This window comes from Haloarchaeobius marinus (assembly GCF_051207415.1).
Taxonomy (GTDB): Archaea; Halobacteriota; Halobacteria; order Halobacteriales; family Natrialbaceae; genus Haloarchaeobius.
The window spans coordinates 258,770-280,227 of the sequence record NZ_JBPKGD010000005.1 but is presented as its reverse complement, the minus strand read 5'-3'; the positions used below and the strand labels follow the sequence as shown (position 1 = coordinate 280,227).

General features: G+C 61.5%; 34 protein-coding genes and 1 tRNA gene. 27 read left to right on the top strand and 8 right to left on the bottom strand.

What is annotated here, in order from left to right:
• The first annotated feature begins 304 nt into the window (after positions 1 to 304).
• On the top strand, positions 305 to 772 hold the full coding sequence (locus tag ACSC1W_RS17935) for a hypothetical protein (protein ID WP_435349014.1): 468 nt from the start codon (positions 305 to 307) through the stop codon (positions 770 to 772).
• Between the two features lie 41 nt (positions 773 to 813).
• Here ACSC1W_RS17935 and ACSC1W_RS17930 read toward each other — a convergent pair whose 3' ends face one another.
• Positions 814 to 1,404 (bottom strand): tyrosine-type recombinase/integrase, encoded by a 591-nt coding sequence (locus tag ACSC1W_RS17930; protein WP_435349013.1) that lies wholly within the window; start codon positions 1,402 to 1,404, stop codon positions 814 to 816.
• Between the two features lie 206 nt (positions 1,405 to 1,610).
• Between ACSC1W_RS17930 and ACSC1W_RS17925 the strand changes: the two genes are divergently transcribed.
• Positions 1,611 to 2,438 carry a hypothetical protein gene (locus ACSC1W_RS17925; RefSeq protein WP_435349012.1) on the top strand — a complete coding sequence of 276 codons (828 nt, stop codon included), beginning with the start codon at positions 1,611 to 1,613 and terminating at the stop codon, positions 2,436 to 2,438.
• Positions 2,439 to 2,463: 25 nt separating this feature from the next.
• On the opposite strand, the gene ACSC1W_RS17920 is transcribed toward ACSC1W_RS17925, so the two are convergent.
• Entirely contained in the window at positions 2,464 to 3,156 is a 693-nt protein-coding gene (locus ACSC1W_RS17920) for a hypothetical protein (protein ID WP_435349011.1), read from the bottom strand.
• 608 nt (positions 3,157 to 3,764) lie between these two features.
• Here ACSC1W_RS17920 and ACSC1W_RS17915 point away from each other — a divergent pair.
• From ACSC1W_RS17915 to ACSC1W_RS17885, 7 genes are read left to right on the top strand one after another with little or no spacing between them, the layout of a single operon-like run.
• On the top strand, positions 3,765 to 4,901 hold the full coding sequence (locus ACSC1W_RS17915; protein ID WP_435349010.1) for a hypothetical protein: 1,137 nt from the start codon (positions 3,765 to 3,767) through the stop codon (positions 4,899 to 4,901).
• On the top strand, positions 4,898 to 5,509 hold the full coding sequence (locus ACSC1W_RS17910) for a hypothetical protein (protein ID WP_435349009.1): 612 nt from the start codon (positions 4,898 to 4,900) through the stop codon (positions 5,507 to 5,509). Before ACSC1W_RS17915 ends, ACSC1W_RS17910 begins: the two co-directional genes overlap by 4 nt.
• Complete coding sequence (locus ACSC1W_RS17905; protein ID WP_435349008.1) at positions 5,502 to 6,008, top strand: hypothetical protein; 507 nt, start codon at positions 5,502 to 5,504, stop codon at positions 6,006 to 6,008. The genes ACSC1W_RS17910 and ACSC1W_RS17905 overlap by 8 nt, the downstream gene beginning before the upstream one ends.
• On the top strand, positions 6,005 to 6,601 hold the full coding sequence (locus ACSC1W_RS17900) for a hypothetical protein (RefSeq protein ID WP_435349007.1): 597 nt from the start codon (positions 6,005 to 6,007) through the stop codon (positions 6,599 to 6,601). Before ACSC1W_RS17905 ends, ACSC1W_RS17900 begins: the two co-directional genes overlap by 4 nt.
• Positions 6,591 to 6,956, top strand: a complete 366-nt coding sequence (locus ACSC1W_RS17895) for a WDGH domain-containing protein (protein ID WP_435349006.1) — start codon at positions 6,591 to 6,593, stop codon at positions 6,954 to 6,956. Before ACSC1W_RS17900 ends, ACSC1W_RS17895 begins: the two co-directional genes overlap by 11 nt.
• Complete coding sequence (locus tag ACSC1W_RS17890; protein ID WP_435349005.1) at positions 6,953 to 7,729, top strand: P-loop NTPase family protein; 777 nt, start codon at positions 6,953 to 6,955, stop codon at positions 7,727 to 7,729. The genes ACSC1W_RS17895 and ACSC1W_RS17890 overlap by 4 nt, the downstream gene beginning before the upstream one ends.
• A gap of 3 nt (positions 7,730 to 7,732) precedes the next feature.
• Positions 7,733 to 7,897, top strand: a complete 165-nt coding sequence (locus ACSC1W_RS17885; RefSeq protein WP_435349004.1) for a hypothetical protein — start codon at positions 7,733 to 7,735, stop codon at positions 7,895 to 7,897.
• Between the two features lie 114 nt (positions 7,898 to 8,011).
• On the opposite strand, the gene ACSC1W_RS17880 is transcribed toward ACSC1W_RS17885, so the two are convergent.
• A complete protein-coding gene (locus ACSC1W_RS17880) occupies positions 8,012 to 8,398 on the bottom strand; it encodes a nuclear transport factor 2 family protein (protein ID WP_435349003.1) in 387 nt (128 codons plus the stop codon).
• A gap of 454 nt (positions 8,399 to 8,852) precedes the next feature.
• Between ACSC1W_RS17880 and ACSC1W_RS17875 the strand changes: the two genes are divergently transcribed.
• The 14 genes from ACSC1W_RS17875 (at position 8,853) to ddfA (ending at position 15,142) form a co-directional block, all read left to right on the top strand.
• On the top strand, positions 8,853 to 9,227 hold the full coding sequence (locus ACSC1W_RS17875; protein WP_435349090.1) for a carboxymuconolactone decarboxylase family protein: 375 nt from the start codon (positions 8,853 to 8,855) through the stop codon (positions 9,225 to 9,227).
• Positions 9,228 to 9,515: 288 nt separating this feature from the next.
• Complete coding sequence (locus ACSC1W_RS17870; protein WP_435349002.1) at positions 9,516 to 9,809, top strand: hypothetical protein; 294 nt, start codon at positions 9,516 to 9,518, stop codon at positions 9,807 to 9,809.
• Between the two features lie 3 nt (positions 9,810 to 9,812).
• A complete protein-coding gene (locus ACSC1W_RS17865) occupies positions 9,813 to 10,289 on the top strand; it encodes a hypothetical protein (RefSeq protein WP_435349001.1) in 477 nt (158 codons plus the stop codon).
• Between the two features lie 2 nt (positions 10,290 to 10,291).
• The gene (locus tag ACSC1W_RS17860; RefSeq protein ID WP_435349000.1) at positions 10,292 to 11,026 is read left to right on the top strand and encodes a hypothetical protein; all 735 of its coding nucleotides are present in this window, start codon (positions 10,292 to 10,294) and stop codon (positions 11,024 to 11,026) included.
• A gap of 3 nt (positions 11,027 to 11,029) precedes the next feature.
• The gene (locus ACSC1W_RS17855; RefSeq protein WP_435348999.1) at positions 11,030 to 11,230 is read left to right on the top strand and encodes a hypothetical protein; all 201 of its coding nucleotides are present in this window, start codon (positions 11,030 to 11,032) and stop codon (positions 11,228 to 11,230) included.
• Positions 11,227 to 12,114 (top strand): hypothetical protein, encoded by an 888-nt coding sequence (locus tag ACSC1W_RS17850; RefSeq protein ID WP_435348998.1) that lies wholly within the window; start codon positions 11,227 to 11,229, stop codon positions 12,112 to 12,114. The genes ACSC1W_RS17855 and ACSC1W_RS17850 overlap by 4 nt, the downstream gene beginning before the upstream one ends.
• Before the next feature lies 1 nt (position 12,115).
• The gene (locus ACSC1W_RS17845; RefSeq protein WP_435348997.1) at positions 12,116 to 12,559 is read left to right on the top strand and encodes a hypothetical protein; all 444 of its coding nucleotides are present in this window, start codon (positions 12,116 to 12,118) and stop codon (positions 12,557 to 12,559) included.
• Positions 12,559 to 13,083, top strand: coding sequence for a hypothetical protein (locus ACSC1W_RS17840; protein WP_435348996.1), 525 nt, complete (start codon positions 12,559 to 12,561; stop codon positions 13,081 to 13,083). Before ACSC1W_RS17845 ends, ACSC1W_RS17840 begins: the two co-directional genes overlap by 1 nt.
• Entirely contained in the window at positions 13,080 to 13,298 is a 219-nt protein-coding gene (locus ACSC1W_RS17835) for a hypothetical protein (protein WP_435348995.1), read from the top strand. Before ACSC1W_RS17840 ends, ACSC1W_RS17835 begins: the two co-directional genes overlap by 4 nt.
• On the top strand, positions 13,298 to 13,546 hold the full coding sequence (locus tag ACSC1W_RS17830; protein ID WP_435348994.1) for a hypothetical protein: 249 nt from the start codon (positions 13,298 to 13,300) through the stop codon (positions 13,544 to 13,546). The genes ACSC1W_RS17835 and ACSC1W_RS17830 overlap by 1 nt, the downstream gene beginning before the upstream one ends.
• On the top strand, positions 13,524 to 13,856 hold the full coding sequence (locus tag ACSC1W_RS17825; RefSeq protein ID WP_435348993.1) for a hypothetical protein: 333 nt from the start codon (positions 13,524 to 13,526) through the stop codon (positions 13,854 to 13,856). Before ACSC1W_RS17830 ends, ACSC1W_RS17825 begins: the two co-directional genes overlap by 23 nt.
• Positions 13,853 to 14,182, top strand: a complete 330-nt coding sequence (locus ACSC1W_RS17820) for a hypothetical protein (protein ID WP_435348992.1) — start codon at positions 13,853 to 13,855, stop codon at positions 14,180 to 14,182. Before ACSC1W_RS17825 ends, ACSC1W_RS17820 begins: the two co-directional genes overlap by 4 nt.
• Positions 14,179 to 14,634 (top strand): hypothetical protein, encoded by a 456-nt coding sequence (locus ACSC1W_RS17815; RefSeq protein WP_435348991.1) that lies wholly within the window; start codon positions 14,179 to 14,181, stop codon positions 14,632 to 14,634. The genes ACSC1W_RS17820 and ACSC1W_RS17815 overlap by 4 nt, the downstream gene beginning before the upstream one ends.
• Positions 14,635 to 14,782: 148 nt before the next feature.
• Positions 14,783 to 15,142, top strand: coding sequence for a DdfA family disk-determining factor (gene ddfA, locus ACSC1W_RS17810; protein ID WP_435348990.1), 360 nt, complete (start codon positions 14,783 to 14,785; stop codon positions 15,140 to 15,142).
• A gap of 681 nt (positions 15,143 to 15,823) precedes the next feature.
• Here the strand turns inward: ddfA and ACSC1W_RS17805 are convergent.
• The 5 genes from ACSC1W_RS17805 to ACSC1W_RS17785 all read right to left on the bottom strand — a co-directional run bounded on the left by ACSC1W_RS17805 (position 15,824) and on the right by ACSC1W_RS17785 (position 18,578).
• On the bottom strand, positions 15,824 to 16,621 hold the full coding sequence (locus tag ACSC1W_RS17805; protein ID WP_435348989.1) for a class I SAM-dependent methyltransferase: 798 nt from the start codon (positions 16,619 to 16,621) through the stop codon (positions 15,824 to 15,826).
• A 147-nt stretch (positions 16,622 to 16,768) separates the two neighbouring features.
• The gene (locus ACSC1W_RS17800; RefSeq protein WP_435348988.1) at positions 16,769 to 17,452 is read right to left on the bottom strand and encodes a ribbon-helix-helix protein, CopG family; all 684 of its coding nucleotides are present in this window, start codon (positions 17,450 to 17,452) and stop codon (positions 16,769 to 16,771) included.
• 184 nt (positions 17,453 to 17,636) lie between these two features.
• Positions 17,637 to 18,104 carry a hypothetical protein gene (locus ACSC1W_RS17795; RefSeq protein ID WP_435348987.1) on the bottom strand — a complete coding sequence of 156 codons (468 nt, stop codon included), beginning with the start codon at positions 18,102 to 18,104 and terminating at the stop codon, positions 17,637 to 17,639.
• Positions 18,101 to 18,253 (bottom strand): hypothetical protein, encoded by a 153-nt coding sequence (locus ACSC1W_RS17790; protein ID WP_435348986.1) that lies wholly within the window; start codon positions 18,251 to 18,253, stop codon positions 18,101 to 18,103. The genes ACSC1W_RS17795 and ACSC1W_RS17790 overlap by 4 nt, the downstream gene beginning before the upstream one ends.
• Positions 18,254 to 18,506: 253 nt before the next feature.
• A tRNA-Ala gene (locus tag ACSC1W_RS17785) sits at positions 18,507 to 18,578 on the bottom strand.
• Positions 18,579 to 18,872: 294 nt separating this feature from the next.
• On the opposite strand from ACSC1W_RS17785, the gene ACSC1W_RS17780 reads away from it, so the two are divergent.
• Genes ACSC1W_RS17780 through ACSC1W_RS17765 form a run of 4 tightly spaced genes read left to right on the top strand, consistent with a single transcriptional unit; the run spans position 18,873 to position 21,457 of the window.
• Positions 18,873 to 19,337: a 30S ribosomal protein S15 gene (locus ACSC1W_RS17780; protein ID WP_435348985.1), complete on the top strand. Its 465-nt coding sequence runs from the start codon at positions 18,873 to 18,875 to the stop codon at positions 19,335 to 19,337.
• Between the two features lie 4 nt (positions 19,338 to 19,341).
• The gene (locus ACSC1W_RS17775) at positions 19,342 to 20,547 is read left to right on the top strand and encodes an exonuclease RecJ (protein ID WP_435348984.1); all 1,206 of its coding nucleotides are present in this window, start codon (positions 19,342 to 19,344) and stop codon (positions 20,545 to 20,547) included.
• On the top strand, positions 20,544 to 20,780 hold the full coding sequence (locus ACSC1W_RS17770) for a KEOPS complex subunit Pcc1 (RefSeq protein ID WP_435348983.1): 237 nt from the start codon (positions 20,544 to 20,546) through the stop codon (positions 20,778 to 20,780). Before ACSC1W_RS17775 ends, ACSC1W_RS17770 begins: the two co-directional genes overlap by 4 nt.
• Positions 20,777 to 21,457 carry a 30S ribosomal protein S3ae gene (locus tag ACSC1W_RS17765; RefSeq protein ID WP_435348982.1) on the top strand — a complete coding sequence of 227 codons (681 nt, stop codon included), beginning with the start codon at positions 20,777 to 20,779 and terminating at the stop codon, positions 21,455 to 21,457. Before ACSC1W_RS17770 ends, ACSC1W_RS17765 begins: the two co-directional genes overlap by 4 nt.
• Position 21,458: the final 1 nt, after the last annotated feature.

Sequence of the window (21,458 nt, the reverse complement as noted above, 5' to 3'; positions counted from 1 at the left end):
AGCCACCGAACTCCATCACGAGACCAGGCTCGACTTCGGCCTCGACGAGTAGCGTTCCCCAGGTCCGCCGAGGATCGTACGGACCGAGGTAGGACCACCTTCGTCTCCGGTCGCCTCGTGTCGAGGGTCAGCAGCACCTCGAACCTACCGCCGGAGGTTCTAATCGGTCGAACAGTCGTAGTCACTCGCTCCCTCATCGCCATAGCAGATCTGTGTCGTTGTCAACACCCGACTAAGTTATCTCACCCCACAGCCAAGTGTAATTATCCCAAACATTGGTATTGAATAGCATGGAATGAGGGGTATGGCAGGTGACACGCATAAACTTCGGCCTCAAGAAGGGGATATTCTGGAGACAAAACCAATCCGTGTTACAAAGAAGGGGGTTGTTTTAGGGTCTAATCCCACCAACTGGGGTCCTAGTTTTGTCCGAATAGAGGACCAGAATTTAGACCTTCTTCTACCAAAAGAGGTAGTTCTTGATATACATCAAGAGCAGTATCCATTCATCATACATGATGTAGATGACTCTTGCCCGGCCAAAATAGTCAAGAAATCAGCCGGGGGATTAGTAGTGGAACTATCATCAGACCATGGCTCGATAAAAAATCAGTCCGAGTTCCAGTTCGAATCTCCGGGACGTGAGGAACCGATATTATGGGACGGAACGGATCAAAATAGAGATTCTGATAAGGTTCAGCGAAGGCATGATGTGTTCAAAGAGAGTGATTCTCGAGGTTCAAAAAACGACCTGCTAAACGGGAACCTATAATATACAAAACCGATATTTGAGCGGCTATTCTGTACGAAAATTCACAGCCAGTCTACTTTTCCGATTCCATCCTTCTTTGCTTTGAGACTGTACGCACCAAGATACGCTTCCCTGAAGGTCTCCCAATCGTCCCACCCCCCGAATTCCATCACGAGACCAGGCTCAACCTCGGCCTCGACGAGTAGCGTTCCCCAGGTCCGTCGGAGATCGTGCGGTCCGAGGAAGGACCATCCTTTATCTCCGGTAGCCTCGCGTCTCGCGTCAGCCGCAGCTCGTACCCACCGCCGAAGGGTCCGGGTCGGTCGGTCGACCAGTGGTTCGTCACTCGACTCCTCACGCACGTCAGAGTACGCTCGAATCGTGGCCGCGAGCGACTGCGGGACCGGGGACTCCCGATACTTCGAACCTTTCCCGGCCCACACGCGAACGAACGTCTGGTCGATGGGCGTGTCGACGACGTCGTCGGCCGTCACGTCGACGACCTCGTGAGACCGTAGGCCCGACCGGGCCATCAGGCCGAGCGCGATTCGTCTCTCCGTGTCGCCGATCTCGCCGAGCAGCTCCTTCACTTCCTCCGGACGGAGCCACACCTTCTTCCCATCCTCCCGTTCGGGGTAGTCTTCCATTTGCATTGTCCGGTTACCTCACATCTCGGACGAAAACAGCCAGGAACCTAGCTTTTTCCCACCCGGAATGAGTCGATCTCAGGGTAGTTGCGTCCGACTCTCCAGTCTTATCGGACGAGAAGGTTCAGGTCTGTCACAGTGCCGGACATCCCCGGACTAATCACGCAGCAAAATGTTTATTCCAACACAGGCTGTCGTGTGGTTACGTATAGATGATGGGGGAGTTTTTCACAGACCTGAGGCAGATTAGCGTTGAAGTCTCAAAGAAATCCGGTCCTGCCGAACGTATTTTCGCTTTCTGGAGTATTCCGATTACCCTTCTCATATTCGGAATTTTGCCACCTGGACTACATGAACACTTAAGACTGCAATTAGACGATCCTACAGTCCTGTCAATATTCTTCTCGAATTTCATCCATGCTTCAATTAACCATCTTGCAAACAATATTCTAAGCTTTCTGGTGGTTATGCTGGTACTTTTCCCACTTGCTGTCCTTGCAGAGAAGACGGATACATTGTTTGCTGTATCTATAGCTTTCCTCATTCTCGTCCCATTCATTGTCTCCGTCTATACAATCATAGCACTTGCCGGTACTGCTGCCGAGACAGCTGTTGGGTTTTCGGGGGTAGTAGCTGCGTTTGCGGGATCGCTTTCTATTTTCATCGGCTTGTTCGCCAAACGAGCAGTCAGTGATAAAATTCAGTCGTCAACTTTAGCTGCCGGTCTCATGGGGACCGAACTGGCAATAATTTTGCTTCTTGCTGGTCTAAATGGAGTAAGCCTCTGGTTCCTGTTTTTGGTATCAGTGGGCGCTATCATCTTCGTCGGTAGATCAATTTCAACCGAATCTACGGATGTCGAGTTCCATCATTTGGCACTTTTATTCTATTCGGTAATCGTGTTCGCAGGCGTGCCTGTTTTCCTCATTGTGAAGGTAAGCGCTGGCACAAATGTGTATGGGCACCTCGCTGGCCTGATATCAGGCTTTGTGCTTCCAATCTTACCCTTGCAAATAGCAGAGCTTTCTTCGAACCAGTAGCCCCGAATGCGGCATGCCTTCTAATTTACAATGCCAAAACGACGCTCCAAATGAAGTAGCCAGTGACTCCAACGACAACGACTGTGATTATTGGGACGAGAGTTTGTTGGAGACGATCGTCCTCCACAACTCGAGATTCTTTGCCGAAATGACGGTTCCAGATATCGGCGTATACACTGGAAAACCACTGTGAGAGCCAGTAAGTGGTGTTTTCAATACTAAACACATTGATTACAGATGGTGCAAATATAGAGAAAACGACTAATGCAAAAAACGAGGGTGATACACTGGGTAATTCAGAGATAGGTATCACCCCGACAGGAATAGTAAAATAAAAAGCAAAAATACCAACAGCGATGTCGCGAAGAATTGATTCTGATAGCTGTGTGAATATAGCCGAATTGAAGGTTTGTATTATATACCAAAGAAATACCCCAAATATGAAGAGCTGAACCGAGAGTATGGAGAAATCCATTGCCTTCTGTTTTGATTCTTCTACGTCTCGCTCAAGCGGCACTGGTAATTCATCCTCTTCGAAGGGCACAGTTGTGTGAGGTGGTGTGTGAGCCCTCCAGAATCTACGTAATCCACTGCGCGGTTCAAATAGAATGAGTGCAACTACATGAATTGTAAGTGCAACAAGATGACTCAGCGATACTGCTAACAAGAGATAACCTATGCCCACTACCGTGTTCTCTATCAGACCGGACGAGGGCATAGGGACGCTTCCCAGTATTACAATGGCAAATATGCCGACAGCGAATGCGCAATACCCGACCCAAAGCGTGGCAGTAAGACGTCCGAAAATCCAATAGAGATTTTGCCGTTTAAGCCACTCCCATGGCCACACAAGTAACTTAGGAATCATATCTTGGACGGATAATTGGTGGTTCGGTATTTGAAGTTGTTGCTGTCCTGAATGGTTATCAATGTGGTAGAGACGAGTTCAAACAAATACAAATTGGCCAATACGGGAGTCGGTAACCGGATAGGGTCTTGTAGGCCAACCGTTCCAGATTACCAAGAGCCAGCTAGTTGATTTATTCACCGAGTAGTTCAACTATTTGTTATATTTTGTTTGGGCCTAATCATAGCGTATGCCCAACGACCGATCTGACCGGATTGAGATAGAGACAAACAACGCGGAGGACGGGGGATCCTTCGGGTACCTTCTTCCCATGGACGAAAGAGCAGTAAGGACTCACCGATGAGTCGTGACGACTGGCACGGCTGCCCTCGCGATGGGTGCGACGAATCGCGCATCTCGAAGGTTGGCCTGGAGATGCATCTCGCCCGTGACCACGACCCCATCACGGAGATACTGTAATGCCAGAGTTCGAGTTCGGCAGTCGACTGAACGCGAAGGCCTTCCGCAACGACCACGAGGACCATCTCTGCCCCGACGACGACAAGCGCCAGAAGACCGTCACGCTCGTTTCGGACGCCCCCGAACGGGTGCTCACCCAGGCGGCGATCCAGTCGGCGTCAAGTCGGGGCGACCGCGGGAGTCGGGGCGGCCAAATCGAGTTGACCGACCACGAAAAGCGCGAACTCGATTTCACCCGGACGAACGTCCCCCACGCCCGGTCGGTCAAAGGTATCGCGGCCGAGGCGGGCGTCGACGACTGGCTCGCCTTCTACGACCACACCCTGACCGTCGACGAGCATCGCGAGAGGATGGCCGACGCCAAACGCGATGAAGTCGGCGACCGGCTCGACGCCGAAAAGACCGCCGACGAACGACTCGCGGAAGTAGAGGGTGCGCTTCGAAAGCAGTGTGACCACGGTGTCGAAGTCTGCCAGAACGGCGACCCCGAAGCCTGCGAGTTCCTCCAGGAAGAATGCGGGTTCAGCGAGGACGAGGTGGCGATGTTTCTCGACGATCGCCCCGACGCTGGCGAACAGCAACAACTCGTCACCGTCGGTGGTGGCGAGTTCCCCGAACTGGACGTCACCCCGCAAGAAGCCGGCGCCCTACACCGCTCCTGGCAGGGCTACAAGGGCGCGGTTAGCCGACTCGACCGGGAACTCTCGGACGTCCGCGAAGCCGTCGTCCACGCCCGTGGCGCGATGCGGGCCATCAACGCGATTCGAAACCGCCACGGCCAGGACGCGCTCCATCCCGACCGACTGCACGACCTGCTCGAAGCCCTCGACCGGCTCCCCGGCGCGATTCCCGAGGTGCGCACCCTCGAACACTTCACCGAGTCAGGGGTCACCGGGGGCGTCATCGAGCACGACGAGCAGCGCGATCTCTCGGGCGACCGTGCCGACGACCAGACCAGATTCTCCGGGCAGGACCGCCGCGATGTCGACCCGGAAGTCGTCGAACACGTCCAGGAGAACGAAGGAGGGCTCATGGCCGACGAACGCGACGTCGACCAGCGCCCCAACCCCGAGAACAGTGAGCAACAGATACCGGACGAGTTCAAGGTCGCCGAAGGCGGCCAGAACACGCTATGACAGACTACTTCTGCCCTGTCGAGGGCTGCGACTACGGCGAATCGACCGACAAATCACTCGAACAGGTCCGCTCTCACATCAACTCGATGGGCAACACCGACCACGACTGGACCACCCTCAAAGGGGTGGTCACGGCCCAACCAGAGGGGGGTACCGACACCGACCCTGAGCAGACCAACACCAACGACCAACAAGAACCCGCAGACGGCGAAGGGGAACAGACCAACAACACGACCAACAAAAACACCCCCTCCGAAGGGGGTGCAGAGGGGGAGATGGCTTCCGACGAAGAAATCGACCAACAGTGGAACCAACAAAAACAGGCAGACAGCAACGGGGGAGAGACCAACAACACGACCACCAAAGACACCCCTTCGAAGGGGGGGAGTTCGGGTGGTCGCACTGGTGGCGGTGCTGGTATACCAGTCCCCGTCTCGACGACCACCCTCGTCGTTGTCGGTGTCGTGCTCGCCGTCGTGCTCATGGTGATGCTTCGCCGACGGTCGGACGACACGCTGACTGACACCATGGACGAGTCCACCACCGACGAGACCGCCAGTGGTGACCCGGAGGTCACGCTCATCGAAGGGGGTGGGGTCGATGACTGAAGCCGAGACCGAAGACCCGACCGAATCGGCCGGTCCTGACAGTCCCGATCTCGAGGACGACGACTACGTCGACATCCCCGACGACGTCGCCGAACAGGTTGCCGAAGCCGACGCAGAACAGGCTGAACCAGACGAAAACGACGAAACCGAGGCGACCGACGAGACGGTCGAAGATTCAGTCCCGTCGACGTCCGAGACTACCGACCGGACGACGCTGGGCGACGTCTACTGCAACGCCCTCGGGATGGCAACGGTCGCCGCCAAGGACCGCCACGGCAGCGACGTCGACGACCGCCAGGCCGCCATGGACGAGTACGCTGACATGGCCCGGCAACTCGACCTGGACGAGTTCGTCGACGACTGGCTCGCAGAACACGGCCAGTCCAACGAACTCACCCCCGGCCAGGGCATCCTCGTCTTCACCCTCGTCTTCTGTGGGAGCGTGATGGTCGAAGACGCCGACCTGTCGAATGCGGTGATGGAGGGTGTTGGTGCATGATGGCCGCCCTGTCCGATGGGATGAAGCGCCGGATGGCCCGGCAAATGCTCGACTCCCGCATGGGTACCGCCATGCTCGACATCGTCGCCAGAGCCGAACACGAACTCGTCTCATCCGTCATCGACCTGCAAGAAGCTGCCGACCTGGCCGACGACCACCGGATTCAATCCCTCCCGACACCCGAGGACCGCAAGGCCCAGATCCGCCAGGTCGTCGCGGCCAAACTCGACGGCCGATTCCCCCAGTGGTGGGTCGCCAACTGCTCCGGACTCGACAACGCCGACGAAGCCGCCGAGAAGGCCGACATCGACGACTGGCAGGCCCAAAAGGAGCGGTGGGCCGACCTGCTTCGGGAGAACGGTACCGACGGCGACACCGACCAACTCGCCGCGTCCTACGTCCGGTCGCGCTACGGCTGTACGCTCGACGAGTTCGAACAAGTGGTCGTCGAATGGCCCGAGAACGCAGAAGGTGAGAACTCCCGCGAGGCCGAGGCGATGAAGGCCGTCGTCGCCGCCGGTGTCTCCGAAGCCAACCAGGGCATCCAGCGCGTCACCGCGACCCTCCAGGAGGGCGAGCCCGATGAGGATTGAAGACCTCGTCGAAGGCGCCGCCCGTGGACTCGCCGACGCCATCGACGACAGTACCTCACAGAAAGCCTACGAGGACCGCAACCTGCTGGCACTCACGCTGGCGGTCACACGCAAGCGCATCGGCTGTGACGCCGGCTACTACTACCATGACGAAAGCGACTGGCCCGTCGTCTGGACGGTACTCCCGGCCGGCCAGGTCTCCTGGCATGTGCCCCCAGAGTTCGAGCAGCACCTAGCCGAGTCCTGTCTCGACGCAGAGACGCCGGTCGGGGGCTACGACGGCCACGACCGCCGACTGAAAAACGACCGGTTGCTCGCCGAGGCAACCGGCACCACCGACCGACTCCACCGATGAATCTCGCCTTCGCCGCCCAAACGGGCTGGGGCAAAACCTACGTCAGTCACTCCTACATCGAGGAGAACGCCACCGACTACGACGTCACCGTCGTCCTCGACTACAAGGACGAGTATAGCGGGCTCGTCGAGACCGGCCACCTCAAGCGCATGACCGCCCCGTCGGGAGCCGAGCACATCCAACCGGACCAGTGGCAGGATATCGTGACAGGTGTGCCGGGCCTGCAGATCGTCCGGGCGGGGCTGACTGACGAGCAGTGGCAGGAACTCCTGGCAAACCTGATTCGCGCCCTGGAGGCGATGGATCACTCGGTGTTTCTCGTACTCGACGAGGCCCACCGGTTCGCGCCACAGCAGGGGAACTACCCCGACGAGATCGACACACTGGCGACGACCTACCACGGCGACGGGTTCGGTGTCGTCTGGCTGTTCCAGCGATTCGCCAAACTCGACAAGGACGTGCTCTCGTGCTGTACAGCGTCGATGCTCGGGGGCTTCCGCTCAACCCAGGACATCAACCAACTCGACACCGTCGAATACCCGCCCGAGGTGCACCTCAAGGACAAGGACCGACTATCGCACCTGCCCGACGAACTTTGCGTCGACGGCGAGCCGCTTGCACTCCGGCGGTTCACCGACGACGACGGTCATACCGTCGGGTCTGAGTGGATTTACACCGACGGTCAGACCCTCGAACGCCTGGACTCCCGCGACTTCGAGATGGCGAGTACGCACTACGCGAGTGACCGGAAGCGCATCAAACACCCGTTCTAACCCATGAGAAAGGACGTGTCACTCTACAACGACCGGGCAGAACAGTTCCTCCGACTGAAGAGCGAAATCGAAGACCGGCTCGGGCATGAAATTAGTGACGCGGCGGCTCTCGGGTTCATGATGGCCGAAGTGGACGACTCCGTCGAGGGGGCTTTGAAAATCTCGTAGGTGGTCTCAACTCGCTTTCTCAAAATCTGTCAAAAACAGCGTGCTGCATAGAGAGGGTGTAGGCATCGGTCTGGTTCATCCTGAACGTGGATAAGTGAGGAGTGAGCTGGCCGTCTATTGCCACAACGCAGTATCCGTGTGGTTCTCGAACTTCGTAATGTGGCCGTCGTGTATCTCAACGATGTGTACGAAAGGACTCTCTATTTGCTCTTTTGCCTTCGTCGTGGCATGGAACGTGCCCAGGGCAACGACCGTATCACCCCCGTCGATATATCGTTCAGGCTCAACTGTGAACGTCTCGAATTCTTCCATGGACGGCTCGAAGACGTCCTGAAGCACTGATTTGGGGCTATGATAAGTCCCGCCGAACACGAACCCCTCTGGTTCGGTCCACTCGACGTCGTCAGCCATCAACGCCAGGACGGAATCGATGTCACCCTTGTTGTACCCTTCGTACATCCGCTCTACGATTTCTACGGTATTCTGTGTTTCTGTTGCCATGGTTGTACACCACCTGAAAGCAGGCTACGGAGAGGCTTTGTTATGAACCCGGACGTTGTGCAAACGTCGAACCTACGTTCGGTAATGAAGCCATCCGGATGGTGGCGCATGCCATCGGTAAACCCAATAATCGTGGGGGCAACACGCTATGGGTTTCTCGTCGGGTGCAGCGGTGCTGATATTCGACGGACACGAAGCTTTCCATGGCATCACAACGACGAGGGTGTATCCACCAAGGGGTGGTCGCTCGGTTCACGTCATTGGTGGAGACACCCGTTAGTTCGGTATTCTAATCACGCATTTCCGAAGAACGCTGTCGGTACGATTAACGTACGGCCAACCACCCAGTTCATAACTTTGCTACAGCAGCACGTACGTGCATACTCCTCCTGACGCATGGGCCTCAGGAGGTGGAGAAGGTTACCACATGTTTTCGAACGCCACACAACAAGAGATAGAACAGATGCTCGGCCAAGTTCCGAGTTGGATGGACGAACTCGCAGACCCGGCGAGCGACCACAGTTGGGGCATCTTCCGCGACCTCAATCTGGGGGAAGACACCGAACTGTCCCCGCGGGAGAAAGCCCTCATCGGCGTCGGCGTCGCAGCCGCGATCAGCTGTCCGTACTGCACCTACTTCCACAAGGAGGAGGCACGGTTGAGCGGCGTCATGGATGAGGAACTCAAAGAGACCGTTAACCTCGCCGCCGACACGAAATACTTCTCGACGATTATCCACGGGAGCGAGGCCGACCTCGACGACTTCAAAACCGAAACGGACGAAATTGTCGATCACATCAAGAAGCAACAGGCGGCGGCGGACGACTAACGGTAGCGATACGGACCAAGCGGTCCCCCTCCTGAATATTTCATGCCGCATCTACCCTTCGAGACAGTCACATCGATTTCGATACGTCCGAGATTCAGTACGATTGGATCCAGCACGACACCGAGAAAAGTTAGAAATGTTGTTAAATCCGCCGACATTTTATTCGTCCGTTTTGCTCCATTCAGTGCGACACGTAGTACACGTGCGGGCGTTGTACGGCGTGTTCCTGTTGTGCCCTGAACGGCCCCCTCACGGGCTCTTACAAGTGAATACCGGGGATAGCCGTTGATGCAAATGGCAATTGATTTTGGAGGCGCGTTCGACGCGCTCGCAGACGACGACACCTGGAGTGACGCTGCTGAGGTTGCGGCGGGCTACATCGGCCCGATGGCATTCGCGAACGTCGCCGAGGGTGCTACCCGGTTCGACATCCCCAACGAGGCGTATGGACTCGCCGGCATCTACGCCGGTGAGCAGATCGGCCGACGTGCCGTGTCGGTCGGGTCGGGCGTCTACACGCTCGACGCCCTCGCCCAGCGCTTCGGCGTCAAGAGTACGGTCACCCAGTTCGGGGGTGCCTGACCGATGGGGTACTCGCTGTCCCATCTCTCGGACGAGGCGACCCAGGAGACCAACGTCACTGGCACTCGCACGCCCATTCTGACGGTGCAGCCGGAAGACGGGACGATGCTGTCGCTCATCAACCGCGTGGCCAAGGGTGACGAGATCGGCATCCCGCTCATCATGGCGCTCAAAAACGCCGCCGACGGCTACCTCCCGCCGGATACGTCGCTGCTCATCACCGTCAAGCGGCCGACCGACGATTCGCCGATTCCGGTTGCACAGGCGACTGGTGACATCGCGGCCTGGAACTCGCTCAGTACCAAGGAGCAGCGCAACGAGGAGAACATCGACGAGGTCAAGGTCGAACTCCTGGGCGAGAAAATCAACGTCCGACCGGAAGACGTGCTCCGGTTCGAACTGCTGTCGAGTGAGCAGGTCGACTGGGCGAACTCGGAGCTGTACGTCTACCGGAAGGCAGTCGAGACCGGGGGCGTCTGAGTATGCAGCCCGCCCAGGCCGTTCGGGCGATGAAGAACGCCGGCGCGCGTCGGCAGATGCTTCGCCGGAGCGACTGGACGCTCATCGAGGGCCAGGCCAACCAGGAGGCCACCGTCGCCGAGTACCAGGCACAGGTCCCGACCGTCCTCCGGGGCGACTCCATGCGCCTGGCGTTCACCGTCGCCGAGGAGTTCACCAGCGACGGCTCGGGGACCGCCCAGACGTTCAACCTGGCGAACGACGTCGTCGACACGCCGAACACGTCTGCGCTCGAACTCTACAGCGACGGCAACCGCGTGCAGCCGGACTCGGTGGACTACACCGGCGACTCCTTCGACTACACCGACGGCGGAGCCGCCGAAACCCTGCACGCCTTCTACGTCCCCGCGGAACCGGTCAAACTCCGCATCGAACGCGTCGCTCCGACGTCCCAGGGTACCGTCTCTGACGTGGTATTCAACGACATCTCGAAGCCGCTGCACGAGCGCAACCAGAACAAGGAACCGCCGACGCTCGACATCGACCCCGACGATCCTCTCGGTCGTGTCGTACCGAAGGACTGGAAGCTCCGCGTCGTGGCCGACGGCCCGATTGCGTTCTCGTGGGACGACAGCGACGAAGCCACCTCCAACGGCGACACGGCGGTCAACGCGATGCTGTCGGTTCCCGTTGCACGGTCTACCGAACAGATCGACGGGCTCTCCCAGGCCGTCAAGCAGGCCCTGGTGGAGGGCTGAGCCATGAGCGTCCCGCTCATCGAAGGCGAGAGCGGGGCCAGCAACACTTCTTCCGGCACCGCGACCGATAGCGGCCCGTCCCTGTCCGTCCAGACCGGTGGCGGCGTCGAGGTCGTCCTCGACTCGGAAGACCTGCTCGTGCTGCTGGCGCTCGTGCAGACGCTCATGATGGCCTACGTCACGTACCGCGGGGTGCAGCGATGAGCCTCTGGAGTTGGCTGGCTGACTTCCTCGATTTCGAAGACGGCGAGTCGCCGACCCATGGGGCGGTGCGTAACCAGACGTATGTGGTGGCCGCACAGGCCGAGAGTGACGGCGAGGTCGCCGCCAGTGCCTCGAACGTCTCACCGGTCTACGACTACATCGCAGCCCCACAGGGCGGCGCCACGGGCGTCCCCTCCGGGTCGACGGTCGTCGACTTCGCCAACGGCGTCATTCGCACCTCCCAGATGCAAGACCCTGTGGCTGAGTTTCGGTCGCTCGACGACGTCGACGGCGCCGAACGCCTGCGCTCGGCCTCACTGTTCGTCGACGTCCCCGCCCAAATCCGCATCGACAGTGGCGACCCCTTCGAAGTCGAGTCGGGCCTGCACGCCATCGAGGCGTCGAAGTTCACCCGGCTCAGTCTCTCGACGGACGCACCCGCCCGCCTGGCGGTCGTGGCATCGACGCGGGCGCAACCCCTGGCGACGGCCAACGGGGCGTTCCAGCGTCTCGCAGAGTACCCTGTGCCGACCGGCTTCAACTCGTATACGGAACTCAAGTTCACGACGCCGGAGACCGCCGAGCGAGAGGGCAACCCGATGACCCACGCCGAACCCGTGATTCCGCTCGACGGGCGAGAAGCGACCATCACCGTCGAGAACACCTCGGGTAATGGCAACGCCATCGACGCCGAAGTACAGGCCCGGACGGCCACGGGCGAACCGTTCGAGACGTTCGCCGAGGCGACCGACATCGCCGACGGCGACCATCACGTCTTCAACATCCAGCAGACCTACCTGACGGCCCTGCGCGTCCGATTCAAAAACACCGGCACCGACCTGAACGTCGCTGCTGCCGCGCAGTTCCGCGGGGAGGACCGCTAACATGGCAACCACGTTCGACACTGGCGGAGGCGGGGGCGACCTCGACTCCTACGACACCGCAGACGGCGACAAGTACAGCCTCCACGACGCAATCGGCAGCGGGTCGCTCACCACGTCGCTCGACTCGGACACCCTCGACGCCGAGGAAACCATCGACGGGATGGCCGGCACCACGACCTACGGCGAAACCCAGGAAGACGACACCGAGGTCGCGACGACCGACGCCAGTGACAGCGTCGAGTCCCTGGAGGACACCCAGCAGACCATCGAGGACGCCACCGGTGGCGCCGCCTACGGCGACCCCTCTGAGACCGAGACCATCGGCCACGGTGAGGCCGTGACCGACACCACGCCAGAGACGGTCGAACAGGACAGCGACGGCCTGCCGATGGCCGTCGTCGGCATTCTGGTGCTGGTTGCGGTGGTCGCCGGAGGTGGGGCCTGATGTCGCCGAGTCTCTGGGAGTCGGCCACCTCAACCGTCAGCGACAGCTACGACGCCGTCGCTGGCACCGCCGACCACCTGGCCGGCTCGACCGACGAAGCCGTTGCCCGCACCTTCGATGACACCGAGGGTGGCGGTATTCTCGACGGCACGACCGAGACGGCGGGCGACGTCTACGACACCATCGCCGGTACTGCCGACCACCTGGCCGGCTCAACCGACGAGGCGTTTCACCGCCAGTTCGATGACACGCCGGGTGGCGGGCTGTTCGACGAGATCGCTGGTGCCGGCGAGGATGCGGCGAACCGGGCGGGGCCGGCGCTGGTCGACATGGCGGGGGCCCTGGCGTCGTTCCAGACGGACCTGGCCGAAGAAGTCGGGAGCGAAGTATTCGGTGAGTGGTTCCAGTGGTGGATGCCCCTCGCCGGCCTGCTCGTACTCGCCTACCTCTTCAAGGACGAACTCTCGCGGGCCGGGTCGGCCTACGCAACCGGCGGCGCCTCGGAGGTGACCCGCGCTGCATGACCGCACTGTTCGACGCGCTGATGGCCGTCTCGGCGGTCGTGACGGCACTAAGCGCCCTGGGCCTGACGGGGTACGTTCGGGCTGCCCGGAACGACGCAAAGCAGGCCATCAACGTGCTGCTGGGCGCGAGCGAGCAGACCGAGGGCCTGGTGCACGAGGTCGAGCGCAACAGCGAACACCGGCTTCGGTGCGAGTCCAAGGAGGGCCGCGACTGATGGCGGTCGAACTCCCGACCGTCGCTCCCGAAGTCGTGTCGGCGATCGTGCTGGCGTTCATCGCCGGCGCGACGGTCCCGACGTACTACGCCCAGGAACGACTGCGTGGCTTCGGCCGCGTCATGGCGTCCAAACTCCCGTATGAGCCCCCGCCGGGCAAGTCCGAGCAGGAGGCCCTGGAAGAAGCAGCCGCGAAGGAACACATCCATCAGGAGGAACTGGCCGATGGGTCTGAGCGGGCAGACTGACATCGGCGGCGGTGGCGGTGTCGGACTGGCCGAGGAAGCCGGAACCTGGGGCACGTCTTCCACGCTGTCCGAGGCCGGTACGAAGACGGTTTCGTTCGCAAACACGTACACGACCGCCACGCTCGAAACCGGCTGCATCACGCAAGAGACGTTCGAGGAGGACGGGTACGCGGAGATTCACGAGGCAACACTGAAATCCTGGGTGACGGACCCCGAGGGCAACATCTCCGGCGCGAACATCTTCTACTGGAAGTCCAGCAGCGCCTACGGCAACACGTTCCGCTGGCACGTCATGGGGGAACTCGCATGAGCCTGAACGGCACGACTGACATCGGCGCCGGCAGCACCGGCAGTGCGATGGCGTTCGAGTCGGGCACCGTCGGCGGTACGTCGAACGTCGGCCCGTACACTCGAACGGTGACGTTCACGAACACGTACAAGAGGGCGCAACTCGTGCCCATGCTGGCCGACCAAGCGGGCGGTGACACCGATTCATCCAGCACGTTCGCCCGTGCCCGGTGGGATTCCTGGGTGACGGACGGGTCGGGCAACATTACCGGCGCGAACCTCTGGCTGTGGGACGGCGACACGGACAGCCACGACTGCACGTGGACCGTCTACGGGGAACTCGCATGACCGCGGGCCTGGGCCTGCTCAATGGCTTCCCTGTCGAACCCGTGCCCGACGGGGCAGTGTTCGCACCGCACCATCTGTATCTCGGCCTGCTGGCCGCCCTGGTCGTCCTGTGGACGATCTCCGACAACTACCCACACCGAGAACCGACCGTGGCGACAGTGGGCGCACTCGCGGCGCTACTGGGGTTCGCAGCGACCTGGCGATACCATCCGAAGACTGGTGCACTCCTCACGCTTGCAGGGGTGGCCACGGTCGTTCTGGCACCGCTGGTCCGGCGGTCGTACTGGCGCGACGTCCCGAGGTCGGCCCGCGTGCTGACCGTCCTGTTCGGCCTGGTTGCGCTCGATGACGCCGTGAGTCACGCACTGTGGCCGGAAACCCCACTCGACTACCTCCTGTGGGACCACCTGATGGTCCCCGTCGGAGCGTGGCTCGACGCGGTACTCGTCTGAAAAACGCGGTCGCTGACGAATACCTCGTCGACGACGAGTAGAAAGAAGCCAGGTAATCCCCTCTGAATCAGATAGTTTCGCTTAAACTGACGTGAGCCAACTATCCGTATTCGACGTTTTCAGCGTCACAGGGCGAAGGCACGTGTGGATGCCTGGTCCCCCACAAGATGGTACAGGGCTGTACATTAAACCGTTTGAACCGAAGACGTGGTTATACCCGCTTCGAGGCTTAGGAAGGAGTGGTGGAATAATGGGGACACCCAACAAGATGATGCAACGGAATTCACAGACACAACCGTCAGTAGAACTCTGCACACAAATCGTCGAGGCAGTCGCCCAGGTGAAAGACGTTGACCCCCTTTCCCTCGCCCCTCTCCGCGATTCGGTCGACACGGATGCGCTCGACCGTCTTTTCGACAGCCAGAATCAGGGATTGCAGGTTACCTTCGAGTACGAAGGATACACGGTGACTGTCCAAGGCGACCGACAGATAGACCTCGCTGAATAGAGACGCGGGATTTGGCACGGTTGAAACCATCCCCCCGAATCTGGGAGCGGTTCTGTGCTACTTCCGGCGGCTATCTTCTTTCGCGTCCTCCAACAACCACAGCTGGGGCTACCTGTGACGGACACGCCGGCCAGAAGGCGGTAGGGGGTGGATTGCCGTTTCAGGCGAAACGCCACTGAAGCCCAGCGAGGGAATGAGCAAGCTACCTTCAGTGGTCGTGGTGGTGGTCGTGGACTGTGTGTTTCCCTACCGCGTCTATACCCTCAGACAGCACATGCTTTGTTACCGAGTGACTGTGGGCGAGAAGCACCTGTTTACGAGTACGTGCCATCCAATGCAGCCCGGTTATTCGGCGCGAATCGGAACGCTTGTAGCACTCGCGAAGTGTCGTGAGAGTCATGGCGGACGCGTCAATCACGACTCGTCGACTGGCTCTGGAGCGAACACGGAAACGGTAGGAAGAGGGGGCAGGGATACCGACTCGGATCATGCAACCCGGCCGAAGCTACTCAGGTTCGAGCCTCCCCGAGTCGGTTACGCTTGGAACTTCCTACCGCACCGTAGCTATCGAGAGACCACCTCATTGTTATCGACTCACTTCGAACCCACGAATACCCTCTATAATCTCCTGCAACAAGTGTACCTACTGACGAGTACGGCCCCAGTTGTCCCGGTCGCTCGTTAGTCGTTGCTCGGTGCTTCTTCGATGCCTCTGGAGAACCGGTCAATTCCCTCCGGCGGGGTATACCCCGCGTATTCGGGTTTCCGGGCGACGTAGTACGGCCGACGTTCGAGATACTGGAGTGGCGAGTCCCGCTTGCCGACGTACTCGACGTACCGAAAGCCACAGCGTTCGAGTTGCCGGCGCTGGCGGCGCGGATTCGAGATGTACGTTATTGCGTTGTACTCGCGCCCGTCGACTTTGTACTGGTCGAAGAGTCGGCGGAGGTTGCCGTTGTCGGCGTAAAGGTTGCGCAGGTGGCCCCAGTCGTTGAACAGCGCCGGGAGGTTGTACAACCAGTTGCGGGTGCTGAACGCGAAGATGCCACCTGGTTCGAGCACCCGGTTGATCTCCAACAGCGCCTGCAATCGGTCTTCTTCTGGGTAGACGTAATCGAGCCCACAGTACGAAAACAGGACGTACTGGAACGAGGCGTCAGGAAATGGTAGGTCGGTAGCATCGGCGACTCGCAGGTCTATCTCGGGAAACAGTGCCCGGGCGGCACGGATCATTTCGGGGCTGATATCGACGCCGGTGACGTCGAAGCCGCGAGCGTGGAGTTCGGCGGTGGTTCGACCGGCCCCACAGCCGACGTCGAGGACGCGAGCGTTGTCGGCCGTGAAGTACCGGTCGAAAATCTCTCGCTCGGGCTCAAACAGCCCGTTGGTCGCCGCATTCTCCCGGTACGTCTGGATTGCCTCCTCGCTGGAGTATGCGGCGACGTTCTCATCTCTTTCTGAGGTCGGGGGGCTGGCCATGCTCTCTGGAAAGCAGCGGGGCCCTTCGTTACAGCCCCGTTACAGGGTTGACCACCGTTTTTGATTAGGAAAGAAACAGAAGCTGCAAAGAGAGGGAATCATCGGGTACTGGTCGACTGACGGCTAGTCTACCAGCTGGATTCCGGTTCAGGCTTCGACACCGGTCTCGTCAGCGACAGTGCGGCAGTTCGGGCACCGGTCTTCGCCGTCGTCAAGCGGGACGCCACAGGCACACCGGTCGGGCGTGGTGTCGAGTCGTGCACCACACTTCAGACAGTCCGTCTCGTCGGCGTTTGGATGGTGGCCGATGCACTCGCCGCCATCGTCGGGGCGGCCGAGCAGATCGGCGATGTCGCGGCGTTCTCGCCTACGACTCTCGTTGTACGTCCAGTCTTCGGGGTCGACCGGCCGGGGCTTGACCCGGTAGACTGACGGAAGACTCTTCATGTCGCAGTCGGGTGGGTGGCCCATCAGGGAGACAAACCCGCGACGGCGCAGGTCCTGGAGCACCGACCGAATGCCGTCGGTGTTGAACGTGTTGAGGCTCTGGGCCATCAACGACAGGTGGCGCTCGTGCAACCGAAGGTTCTCGTCTGAGGCATCGAGGGCTTCGAGGTAGATGGTCCGGGGCTCGGACCGGCGCGGGACGAAGCCCTCGGGTTCGTCGGTGTTGTCGTCGCGGTGGTCCTGGAGGAACTCGTCGACGAGCGTTCGGAGCAGTTCGCTTCGACTTTCGCCGCGGTCGTCGGCGATCTCGTCGAGGTCGTCCCTGTCGTCGTCGGGCAACCCGAACGAGACGCGCGAACTCGGGTTGTGGTCCATCCGCGCCATCACTCCTCACCTCGCTGACGGGAATCGTATGCACGATATGCGATTTGCATACGCCCTGAATACGCAGACGGCGTTACGATAGACAGTCCGTATGCACACCCCCGTGGGGTGGCGGGCGGAGGACTCACGCGCGGGCGCGCATTTTCCGCGTGCGCGAGGCCCCGCACCGACCGGCGGGGGTGCGTCATCGTCGGTCACCCCCGTCGGTCCGGGCGCGGGTGGCCGACGCGGTCGGGCGGGCGGGGTCGTCGACGCGGAGCCAGACCGGCGGTTCGTGGTAGACGCTGCCCGTATCGAGGTCGGTGACGCCGAGGCGGGCGCGACTCCACTGCCACCAGAGGTAGGCGACGTGGGCGCACCAGTCGTGATACGTCCAGCCGTGACACCCACAGTGCGCCAGCAGATTGCCCTGGTGGATCGTGAAGGTGACGCGGTGGCGGTCGCCGAGGTCGTCGCTGTCTGGGTACCCTATGAGTACGTCGAACTCGGTGGCGTTGACTGGGCCACAGGTGGCGGGTGCGGCCTGTGCGCGGTGCCAGGAACTGCTCATCGCCCACTCCGGGGGAAACCGCAGGGGCGTCAGGTACAACCGATTCTCGACCGCCTGCCGGCTCCGTTCGAGCCTGCCCGGCTGGGGCCGCTCGACGCTCACGCGGTCTCACCTCGGGTGAACGCCGCTTCGTCGTCGCGGTAGCACGGCCAGCACGGCACACCGTCGGGGAGTTCGTCACAGTCGCACTCGTCGTTCTCGTCGACGTCGGCGCCGTCGCTGGCGTCGGTGAAGTCGTCGAGGGTGCTCACGGCCGACACACCCCCTCATCGAGTGCCGGACACTCCTGGTCGATTGTGGTGATCGGGAGGCCGCAGAACTCACAGCAGACGGGGTCCACATGCGACTCCCTATTTCCGCCGCCAGACGGCGTCGGGGTGCGCCTCGAATTCAGTTGCCCCGAACTCCCTGAGACGACCCTCTGAGACGCGATTGTGCCGATATCGGCGAGAAGAACGTCTCTATCGGCTTTCGAATTCACCGACCATGGCGCTAAAATCCAGATGGACTCGCCGGGATTTGAACCCGGGGCCTCTCCCATGCCAAGGGAGTGATCTACCGCTGATCTACGAGCCCGCGATTGCAATACAACGTAGTCCCGGCGGTATTGATAAACCTCTCGAATCTGTCCAGCGAGTGACCACGACGGTATCGTGTCACACGGATACCGACGTCGACGGCGTCGAGCGACCGCGAGTAGCAATCCTTTTACTCGCGACGACGAAACGAACGGCTGGGAACAGCACGGCCGCAAATCTGACTCGTCATCGACTTCGATGGCTTGGGATTGCGGAGGTGCTCCCGGTCGCCAGTGCCGACAGCACCGGCGGCCGGTTTCGTCTCGCGGTCTGTTGTTCCTATCCTCGAAACATGGCTAGAATGCATACTCGCCGCCGCGGGCAGTCCGGTTCGGACAAACCCGTGACGGACGAACCGCCGGAGTGGAGCGACGTCGACGCGGACGACATCGAAGCACGCGTCGTCGAACTGGCAGAACAGGGCTACGAGCCGTCACAGATCGGCATGAAGCTTCGCGACGAGGGCGTGACCGGCACGCCGGTCCCCGACGTGAAGCTGGCGACCGGCAAGAAGGTCACCGAGATCCTCGACGAGCACGACGCCGGCTCGGACCTGCCCGAAGACCTGCGCAACCTGATGGAGCGTGCGATTCGACTCCGCGAACACATGGACGAGAACCCGCAGGACTTCCAGAACAAGCGCGCGCTGCAGAACACCGAGTCGAAGGTCCGTCGTCTGGTCGCCTACTACCGTGGCGACGAACTCGACGCGGACTTCACGTACTCCTACGACGAAGCCGTCGAACTCCTGGACTGACCGAATGTCGCACACGGGTCGCACCGAGAGCGGGGACGCGTCGGCGACGAGTGACATCGCCGCCAGACTGTCGAGTGCCCCGTTCGTCCACGTCGTCGCCCGGGCCGACGGTGACGCACTCGCGGCCGCGGGCCTGGTCGCACGGGCGCTCGGAGATGCCGGGCGACCGTTCCAGGTCAGCGTGGGCCGGACGGTGGCCGAGCGCACTGAGCGCGCGGTCGGCGACGGGTCGGCGGACGGCCGCGACGGCCGGACGCTGGTCGTCGGCGAGTCCGACGCGGACGCGAACGCAGACGCGGACGCGGTCCACCTCGACCCGGCCGACGAACCGGCGAGCGTGGCGGCGTGGCGACTGGCGAGCGAACTCGGCGGCGCGCCGGATTCGGTGCTGGCGCTGGCCGGTGCCGTGGCTGCGGGCGTGACGCCCGGGGCGGGCACGACCGAGCGCCTCGTCGACGCGGCCGAGACGACGGGCCGACTGGTCCGGCGTCCCGGCGTGGCGACGCCGACGTCCGCACCGGGCGACGTCGGGCACTCGACGCTGGTCCACGGGCCGTTCTCGGCCGGCGTGGACGCTGGTTCGAGCGGCTCCGCGTTCGATGAGGCCGGCGTCGAACACGGCGACACCGACCTCGACGATTCCGACCGGCGGCGACTGGCGTCGCTGGTCGCCATCGAGACGGTTGCCGCCGAAGACGCGACCGACCGCACGGCGTCCGTGCTGGAACGGGCACTGCGCCCGTACACGACGCCCGAGTCCGAGTTCGCCACGGTCGGCGGACTCGCGGACGTGCTGTCGTGTACGGCCGCGAGCACGCCTGGGACCGGCGTCGCGCTGGCCCTGGGCCACGACGTGGTGGAGTCGGCGCTGTCGGCCTGGCGGGAGACCGCCGAGGCCGCACATGCCGCGCTCGCGACGGCCACGACGGGTCGGTACGACGGCCTGTTCGTCGCCCGCGTCGACGACGGCGTGCCGGTGACCGTGGTCGCCAGACTGCTCCGGGACTTCCGGTCGGCGGAGCCGGTCGCGCTGGTCGTCGGCGACGACGACGCTGCGGCCGCGGCAGTCGACGACTGCGACCTCGCGGGCGCGATGGCGCGCGCGGTGACCACGACTGGCGGGTCCTACGACGGGACCCCGAGAACCGGGTACGCGACCTACGAGTGCGAGACCAAGGAGTTCATCCAGGCGTTCAGGGAGGCACGATGAGACGAGCGACGATACGGACGGAGCACGACAGGCCGCAACTGGTGGCCGGCGCCATCCGTCCGGACAACACCGACGAGATTCGGACGACGGTCGAGGACGGCTACGTCGTCACGCACATCGAGCGCGAGACGACCGGCGGCCTGCAGTCGACCGTCGACGACTACGTGGTGAACGTCGACGTCGCAGCGAGAGTGGTACAGCACGCAGACCGACACAGCAACCAACAACAATGAGCGAACGATCCGTTTCCCGCAAGAAGCAAGAGAAGCGGTGGTACACCGTGCACGCCCCGGAGCAGTTCGACCGGGCCGAACTCGGCAGTACACCCGCAGACGAACCGGAACAGGTGCTCGACCGCACCATCGAAACCACGCTGGGTGACCTCACCGACAACGCCAGCGAGAACAACACGAAACTGACGTTCAAGATCACGGACGTCGGCTCCGACGCCGCGTACACCGAGTTCGTCCAGCACGAACTCACGCGCGACTACCTCCGGAGCCTGGTCCGCCGCGGCGCGTCGAAGGTCGACGCGTACGTGACGGTGCTGACGACGGACGACTACCGCGTCCAGGTCCAGCCCGTCGCGTTCACGACGAAGAAGGCGGACCACAGCCAGGAGCGCGCCATCCGCAAGACGATGACCGACATCGTCGAGAACGCGGCCGAGGAGCGCACCTTCGCGGAACTCGTCGACTCCGTCGTCGAGGGCCGTCTCTCCTCTGCCATCTACGGCGAGGCGAAGACCATCTACCCGCTCCGCCGCGTCGAGATTCAGAAGGCGACGCTCGAAGCGCACCCCGAAGAGGTCGCAGCGGAGGAGGAGGCCGCAGTCGACGTCGACGAGAGCGACGTCAGCGAGGACGTCTCGGCGGAGGCCGAAGCCGAGGCCGAAGACGACGAAGAGTAAC